This is a genomic window from Peribacillus sp. NPDC097895, assembly GCF_050277555.1.
Classification (GTDB): domain Bacteria; phylum Bacillota; class Bacilli; order Bacillales; family DSM-1321; genus Peribacillus.
In genome coordinates, this window is sequence record NZ_JBNNSH010000015.1 from 1 (window position 1) to 7,863 (window position 7,863).

Sequence of the window (7,863 nt, forward strand, 5' to 3'; positions counted from 1 at the left end):
GCTCTTCAGCGCCGATGGTAGTTGGGGGTTTCCCCCTGTGAGAGTAGGACGTCGCCAAGCCATTTTAAAGATCAGCCATCCGGCTGGTCTTTTTTTGCGTCTCTAGGTTTAAAAAAAGGCACATCAGCTTCTAATTCGACCTGAAGCATCTACAAACCAATTAATGCCGTTCTAGCGTTAGAGCTATTCATGCTTATATTGGTTGGACTTATAGCTGATGCATTAAACTGGAGCGATTTCTTGATTTTATTGCTTCTAGGAAGAATTTTAAAATATTGGTATAAGGAAAGTGCTTCATAGTTATCGAGGACTGCTTCATAAGTTTGACACACGTAAATTAGAGCAGTATAATAATTTCAGTAGAACGATATACTAAATAAAGTTAACTATTTTACTTCAGTATTATCCTTAATTAATACGAGTAAGGAATTAATTAGCTAGTAGAACGATATACTAATTCTTTCATATGGTTAGTAGAACGATATACTAGTGTGTAAATAAAGTTGGTAGAACGATGTACCTATCTGAAGTCGTTAACTGAATGAAGTGTATGGTTTTTAATCGATGAACATAATTTGTTTCTTAAATTATGCAATGGGGCAAGGGGGAAACTTCTGAAAGGCTTAAGAAATCAAATTGTATTTTGATTATTTTTGAATAACTAACATAGGGGTGTGTTTCATGAAAAATCCATATATAAAAATGGCAACAGGTTTATATATTAGCTATTTTATTTTAGGCATGATCAATATTATCATTGGATCAAATATGGAAAATTTGTCCGAACAATTAAATACAAGTGCATCAGGGATCAGCTACTTGGTCTCTGCTATAGGAATTGGTAAATTGGTTTCCTTGTTTTTCGCCGGTAGATTGTCGGATAAATTAGGAAGGAAGCCATTTGTCGTTTCGGCATCTTTTATATACCTAATCTTCCTCATAGGTATACCTTTGGCTCCTAACTATACGTTGGCATTTATATTTGCCGTATGTGCTGGTATTGCAAACTCATTTTTAGATGCTGGTACTTATCCAGCCCTTATTGAAGCTTTTCAAAAGAAAGCAGGCTCCGCTACTGTTTTAATAAAAGCATTCGTTTCCGTCGGTGCCGCACTTCTTCCTTTCATCATGGCATTCTTCATAGCTAGAGACATGTTTTACGGATATACATTCTTCTTAATGGCCGTTGTTTATCTTGTTAATGGACTTTTCTTGCTTAAGGTTTCATTCCCGAATCATAAAGCTCCAAATGGAACCCAAAATGACGAACAAGTTGCAACGGTTCAACACCAATTTCTATCAGAACCGAAGTTTGCTCAGGAAGGATTGGCTGTTATACTTTTAGGCTTCACTTCAACTGCTTTATTCATGCTCGTTCAAGTATGGCTACCGAACTTTGGACAAGGAGTATTGGGGCTTACCCAGGCAAAGGCTGTTCAATTGCTTAGTTACTATAGCATTGGCTCTCTTGTTTCTGTCATTTTACTAGCGGTTCTTTTGAATAAAGTAATAAAGCCCATTACCGTCATGATTATCTATCCAATCATTGCTGCATTATCTTTATTGTCACTCATTTACATCCAACAACCATTTATGACTATCTTGAGTGCTTTCTTCATTGGGCTTTCAACTGCAGGAGTTTTCCAATTAGCCATGACTATCATTACAGAATTCTTCCCTGCCAATAAAGGGACGATTACTTCATATGTAAACATTGCAGCTAGCTCTGCCTTTATCATCATACCTTTCGTTACAGGTATCATTTCTAAGAGTGCAGGTTTAACTGCAGTCTTCTTGTTTGACGTAGCAATTGCGGTAGTTAGTATATTATTGGCCGTATTCGTTGCCTATCGATATAAAAAGGTCATTAAAGTTTCATCAAATTAAGGAATCGAAGCAAACATCAGTGGCTTAGCTGATGAGAAGAATAAAAGGGGGAAACATGCATGCAAACCATCACCATCAAAGACGTAACGATCGGAGAAGGGGTTCCAAAGATCATTGTTCCACTGATGGGGACAACGGAGTTAGAACTACTGAAAGAAGTTGAAACGGTAAATGCGCTACAGCCGGATATCATTGAATGGCGAGTAGACGTTTATGAACATGTTGAAAACTTAGAAGCTGTGTCGGAAATGATTTCAAATCTTAGAGGCGCTTTACCAAGCACTCTGCTTCTTTTCACTTTTAGAAGCCATAAAGAGGGCGGGAACAAGAAAATCACTGATGAATATTATTTTCAACTACTTCATACAGCGATCAGGACAAAGAATATTGACCTTGTCGATGTAGAGTTGTTTTTTGAAGAATCTGCAGTAAAAGAGACTGTGAAGATAGCAGAGGAAAATGGCGTATACGTAGTTATGTGTAATCATGATTTCGATAAGACACCGGAAAAGGAAGAAATCATTTACCGATTGCGTAAAATGCAGGAATTTGGAGCTCATATACCCAAAATTGCTGTAATGCCTAAAAGTGTCGGTGATGTACTCGTATTATTGGATGCAACCCACACGATGAAAACAAAATATGCGGATCGTCCGTTCATTACGATGTCAATGGCGGGTACTGGCCTGGTCAGTCGATTATCAGGTGCGGTTTTTGGATCGGCTTGTACATTCGGTGCCGGAAAAGAAGCATCTGCCCCAGGACAAATTCCTGTTACTCAATTAAGAAGTGTACTGGAAATCATTGATCAAAATATTTAAATTTCAAAATTTCTTCCAAGAAGGAATTTATATATAACCATAATATCAGGGGGAATAGAACATGGAAAACCTAGGACGTATAAATGGAAAAACAGAATTAGTAGGATTACTGGCAACACCTATCGGACACTCTTTGTCACCTGCCATGCATAATTTGGCTTTTGATAAATTAGGATTGAATTGCGCCTATTTGGCATTTGAGGTTGGAAATGAACAGTTGGAAGATGCGGTAAAAGGTATGCGTGCATTAAATGTAAAAGGGTTTAACGTATCGATGCCAAATAAAATGAAAATCCTTCCACACCTAGATGAATTGGCTGATAGTGCTAAATTTTCGGGCGCTGTTAATACAGTTGTCAATGTAGATGGAAAATTCGTAGGTCACAGTACAGATGGAATGGGGTATACTCGTAACCTAAAGGAACATGGTATAGATATTAAAGGAAAGAAAATGACTCTTATCGGTTCTGGTGGGGCTGCTACTCCCATTGCCATTCAATCTGCGTTAGAAGGATTAGCTGAAATTAGCATCTTTGCACGTGATGATGCTTTCTTCTCGCAAGCAGAGGAGAATGTACGAATCATCAATGAAGATATGAAGCACTTAAATGTGAAAGCGAATGTATACCCTCTTGAAAATATTGAACAATTAAGGGCTGAAATATTAACAAGTGATATTCTGGCAAATGGAACAGGCGTTGGTATGAAACCACTTGAAGGTTTAAGTGTCATTCAAGATGAATCAATGCTTCGTCCCGATTTAATCGTAACGGATGTTGTTTACATTCCACGTAAATCTAAACTAATGGAACAAGCTGAAGCTGCGGGGGCTACAGCCATTAATGGTCTAGGGATGATGCTTTGGCAAGGTGCATTGGCCTTTGAATTATGGACAGGTCAACAAATGCCGGTAGATTACATCAAAGAGCAAATGTTTGCAGAATAAGAAGCTTCCGCTGTGAAGATTGTCCTCCATTTTATCGTAATTGAGGTTTTCTCATACATGCTGTGCATCATACGTTAATGGAATAAGTAATATTTACAGCAAATTGTGAGCGTTAATTCTCGGAGCTAAGAAAAATAGGGAGTGAGATTCCTTGTTTTTCTTAGCATTTTTTTTTGAAAAGTGGTTTTCATATAAATGGATAACATAAAGGGGAGACTATAGTACAAAATGTAAATAGAAACTGGATGTTTAATTAAGTGTTACAGGGGAGAAACATCATAACGTGATTTATTATAGGGGTGTAATAATGAAAAATCAGTATTTTAAAGCGGCATCAGGTATGTATATTAACTATTTTTTGTTGGGGATGGTTAATATTATCCTCGCCTCAAACATGTCCTCATTAACAGAACAATGGGATACAGATTCAACTGGCATCAGTTATCTCATTGCCGCAATAGGGATTGGAAGATTACTCACTTACGGTCTATCGGGAGTATTATCAGATAAATTCGGAAGAAAGCCATTAATCATTATCTCCTCGATCGTAATGGGAGTTTTTTTAATTGGGATTCCATTTTCCCCCACATATGAAATAGCCTTTGTTTTTGCTTTGCTTGCGGGTATTTCCAACTCTGCCATGGATGCTGGAACATATCCGGCGCTAACGGAAATGTTTCCTAAATCTGCAGGTTCCGCGAGTGTTATGGTTAAGGCTTTTGGTTCACTGGGTGCAACCATTTTACCCTTCATCATCTTATTTCTCTCTAAGAATCAATTATTTTATGGCTTAGCCTTTTTAGTGCCGGCCGTCATCTATTTTGTTAATATGCTTTTTATGCTTTCCGCTTCATTCCCGACAAGCAAATCCAGCCGTGTCAGTAAGGAAGACGATATACAAAGTAAAAGGTTCATGACTGAACCTAAATTCTGGGGAGAAGGACTTGCGCTAATCATTATTGGATTTACTTCCACTGCATTATTTACCGTTTCACAAATATGGTTGCCGAGTTTCGGCCACGAAGTTGCAGGAATGTCCACTTCCGGTTCCATTAAATTGTTGAGCTATTATAGTGTTGGATCACTTCTTTCCGTCCTTCTATTATCCGTCTTATTAAAAAAGGTGATCAAGCCCGTGACAGTGATATTACTATATCCCATGATTACTTTATTAACAGTCATCATTATATTAACGGTTCAATCACCGATTGTCCTAAGTATTACCTCCTTTTTCCTTGGAGCATCAACAGCTGGGATATTTCAATTAAGCATTGCAATAATGACTGAACTTTTCTGGAAGAAAAAAGGAACCGTAACAGGAATCGTTGCAACAGCCTCTAGTTTGGCGAGCGTCATTTTACCAATTGCAACAGGGTTAATTGCTAAGAGTGGTGATATATCGCATATATTTCTATTTGATTGTTTTATTGCAACCATAGGAATCCTAGCAGCAGCTTTTGTTAATTATCGGTATAAAAAATTGACACAGCACCAGACTATAATTAACCATTTGTGATGGATTACTAAAAATTAACCTTCTATAACTAGTGTGACGACAATGAATAGTGTAAAGGATGTATTAAGTGGTTTTTAAATGATGAAATGCCCCTGTCCAAAAAGCAAGGGTATAATAATAAGAGTAACTATATTATTATTATAGTAACAACATAATTAATACATCAAAAATACATTCAAGATGGTGATTGAACTATGAAACAATCCAAAAAAGGTCGAGTTACGTTGCAACAAGTAGCGAAACATGCTGGCGTATCTACGTCCACTGCTTCCCTTATTGTTCGAAATAACCCTCGAATTTCGGAAGCTACGCGAAAAAAGGTTTTAAAATCCATGCATGAATTGGGTTATGTTTACGATAGAATTGCCGCAAACCTTAGGTCTCAGAGTTCTGATACTGTAGGAATCATTATTACTGACATATCAAACACTTTTTTTTCTGAATTCCTTATAGGTGTTCACGATGCGTTGGATGAGGTCGGCTATACGGTGTTGCTGGGAACCACATTCGATTCGGTAGCCAAGCAAGACCATCTCCTTTCAACGATGTTGGAACATAGGGTGGGAGGCCTTATTCTTTGTCCTGTCTCTGAAAGTTCACAAGATACAATTGAACGATTAAATGAGATTGACACGCCGATGGTCCTTGCTGTTAGAGAATTACCGGAAGTGAATAGCGATTATGTAGGCATTGACTATCCAGAAGGAGCCAGAATTGCTGTTAATCATCTCATTGAAAAGGGACATAAAAGAATTGCGCTCCTTGGCGGCATCAAGGAATCCTCTACCTGGATCGAGAGAATGGAGGGATACAGTGAAGCCCTTTCAAGAGCGGGATTGGAAGTGGATGAATCGTTGGTTATAGATAGTGCCCCCACACGGGAGGGAGGGCTGGAGGCAGTATTGAAAGTACTTGAGATTCCGAATCCTCCAACTGCCATTTTTTGCTTTAGCGACTTAATAGCATTCGGAGTTATGCAAGGATTAAGGATGAAAGGAATTAATCCAGGAATAGATATAGATATCGTAGGGTTCGATAACGTTCCAGTCGCAGAAATCTATCATCCTCCGTTAACGACCATTTCTTCATTTCCTAGACGTATCGGAAAAGAGGCAGCGAATCTCCTGTACCAGCAAATGGAGAAAATCGAACGTGAACAACAGCGTATCATATTAAACCCAGAACTGATTATTAGAGAGTCTTCCTAATAAAGAAAAATAAAAAGGTGATTAGTTTACAGGATGTAAGGGTAGGTATTCTTATCGCTGTATTCTTTTCATCTTTTCTATTATTCTTTTATTGGGGGCATTGATTTAAAACGTGGAAAGTGACTTATTTGAGCGGTTCATAAATATCCCAGGCCACTTTTAATGAATCGACTATAAAGTCTGCCACTTCATCAACATCAAGATCATTGGTATTCACTTTTGAATGATGGTATGAGTATATTTCCTGCCTCGTGTAAAAGAGTTCTTCGATTTCCTCAAGGGTCCGACTTTGTAAAACGGGTCTACTATCAATAAGTAAGCCTATTCTCTCTTTCCAGTAATCCCAAGATAAGTCAAGGTAGAAAACGATGCAATTTGATAAGCAGATATTCCGTATATCTTCTTGTAAAAATGCCCCGCCTCCAACGGAAATGATTTTCAATTGTTGTTGACTAAAGCTATCAATCACACTTTTTTCTTTTTCGCGAAAAGCTTTTTCCCCAAATTTCTTGAATATTTCTGTAGTGGGCATATTGAATTCTTTTTCAATTTCTTGATCTATATCAATAAAGTCCCTATATAGTTTCCTCGCTACTTTCTGTCCGATCGTCGTTTTTCCTACCCCCATAAAGCCAATAAAAACGATACTTTGCATCCTCAACGATGTGTTTTTATTAATCATTTATAAATCCCTCTCCCAACTATTTTTATAATGATTAAAGGTCTTTCTTAAATTTTTAAAATAAATTTATTATAGTACAAGAAAGTAAAATTGTAAAAAAAATATTTTTTAATATTTGGACAATGTATGTGCGTGAGATAAGCGTTTATTTATAAAATCACTTAACCCATTTTTTTAGGACAATCAGTTTTTAATTTCGTTTTCCAACTTTCAGTATTCTTCTACTATTTATCGGAGGCTATTTCTCATATGTTTTTAAGGATATCGTTAATGCAGATACTAAAGTAGAAGGGAAGTGTGATTCAAATGGCCTTTGATATTAATATAGTGGATGTCGATTGAAGGAAAGCTTGGGTGAAATGAACAGGGATTAAGAAGGTTTTGGTGGATGTATTTTAAGGAGAAGCCATAGTCCTGACGGTACCTTTAATACCGTTAAATAATTGAATAAATTAATTAATAAAGAATTGAATGAAATGAGTTGACTTTAAGGTTTGAAAGCATTAATATAAATAAGCACCAACTAAGACAAACGAAAAACTTCATCCACTTTTGGTAGATTAACTGAAAGAAATAATAACTATTGACTTCTTACTATGAAAATGATAAGATGAAATGGTCGCTGAAAAACACAGCGATTTAAAATAAGTTAAAAACTTCGCAGAAGTTGACAACTAATCAATAGCGTGTTATGATGAATAAACAGACGTTCGAAAGAACGATTTGTGAAATTGCTCTTTGAAAACTGAACAAAACAAAGCGCCAACGTTAAATTTTAAGTGAGCACACACTATTAAAAAAGC

General features: G+C 36.9%; 6 protein-coding genes. 5 read left to right on the plus strand and 1 reads right to left on the minus strand.

Annotation, left to right across the window (positions count from 1 at the left end; translation table 11 throughout):
- Positions 1-681 precede the first annotated feature (681 nt).
- The 5 genes from ACQKMH_RS27445 to ACQKMH_RS27465 all read left to right on the plus strand — a co-directional run bounded on the left by ACQKMH_RS27445 (position 682) and on the right by ACQKMH_RS27465 (position 6,378).
- Complete coding sequence (locus ACQKMH_RS27445; RefSeq protein ID WP_427590407.1) at positions 682-1,887, plus strand: MFS transporter; 1,206 nt, start codon at positions 682-684, stop codon at positions 1,885-1,887.
- Between the two features lie 59 nt (positions 1,888-1,946).
- Positions 1,947-2,708, plus strand: a complete 762-nt coding sequence (aroD, locus tag ACQKMH_RS27450; RefSeq protein ID WP_427590408.1) for a type I 3-dehydroquinate dehydratase — start codon at positions 1,947-1,949, stop codon at positions 2,706-2,708.
- Positions 2,709-2,769: 61 nt separating this feature from the next.
- On the plus strand, positions 2,770-3,654 hold the full coding sequence (gene aroE, locus ACQKMH_RS27455) for a shikimate dehydrogenase (protein WP_427590409.1): 885 nt from the start codon (positions 2,770-2,772) through the stop codon (positions 3,652-3,654).
- Positions 3,655-3,961: 307 nt separating this feature from the next.
- Positions 3,962-5,170, plus strand: a complete 1,209-nt coding sequence (locus ACQKMH_RS27460) for an MFS transporter (protein WP_427590410.1) — start codon at positions 3,962-3,964, stop codon at positions 5,168-5,170.
- Between the two features lie 194 nt (positions 5,171-5,364).
- Positions 5,365-6,378 carry a LacI family DNA-binding transcriptional regulator gene (locus ACQKMH_RS27465; RefSeq protein ID WP_427590411.1) on the plus strand — a complete coding sequence of 338 codons (1,014 nt, stop codon included), beginning with the start codon at positions 5,365-5,367 and terminating at the stop codon, positions 6,376-6,378.
- 124 nt (positions 6,379-6,502) lie between these two features.
- Here ACQKMH_RS27465 and ACQKMH_RS27470 read toward each other — a convergent pair whose 3' ends face one another.
- On the minus strand, positions 6,503-7,060 hold the full coding sequence (locus tag ACQKMH_RS27470; protein WP_427590412.1) for a shikimate kinase: 558 nt from the start codon (positions 7,058-7,060) through the stop codon (positions 6,503-6,505).
- Positions 7,061-7,863: the final 803 nt, after the last annotated feature.

Excerpts from the sequence above, each read along its gene's own strand:
- ACQKMH_RS27445 (WP_427590407.1), top strand. The coding sequence starts at position 682 with ATGAAAAATCCATATATAAAAATGGCAACAGGTTTATATATTAGCTAT.
- aroD (WP_427590408.1), top strand. The coding sequence starts at position 1,947 with ATGCAAACCATCACCATCAAAGACGTAACGATCGGAGAAGGGGTTCCA.
- aroE (WP_427590409.1), top strand. The coding sequence starts at position 2,770 with ATGGAAAACCTAGGACGTATAAATGGAAAAACAGAATTAGTAGGATTA.
- ACQKMH_RS27460 (WP_427590410.1), top strand. The coding sequence starts at position 3,962 with ATGAAAAATCAGTATTTTAAAGCGGCATCAGGTATGTATATTAACTAT.
- ACQKMH_RS27465 (WP_427590411.1), top strand. The coding sequence starts at position 5,365 with ATGAAACAATCCAAAAAAGGTCGAGTTACGTTGCAACAAGTAGCGAAA.
- ACQKMH_RS27470 (WP_427590412.1), bottom strand. The coding sequence starts at position 7,060 with ATGATTAATAAAAACACATCGTTGAGGATGCAAAGTATCGTTTTTATT.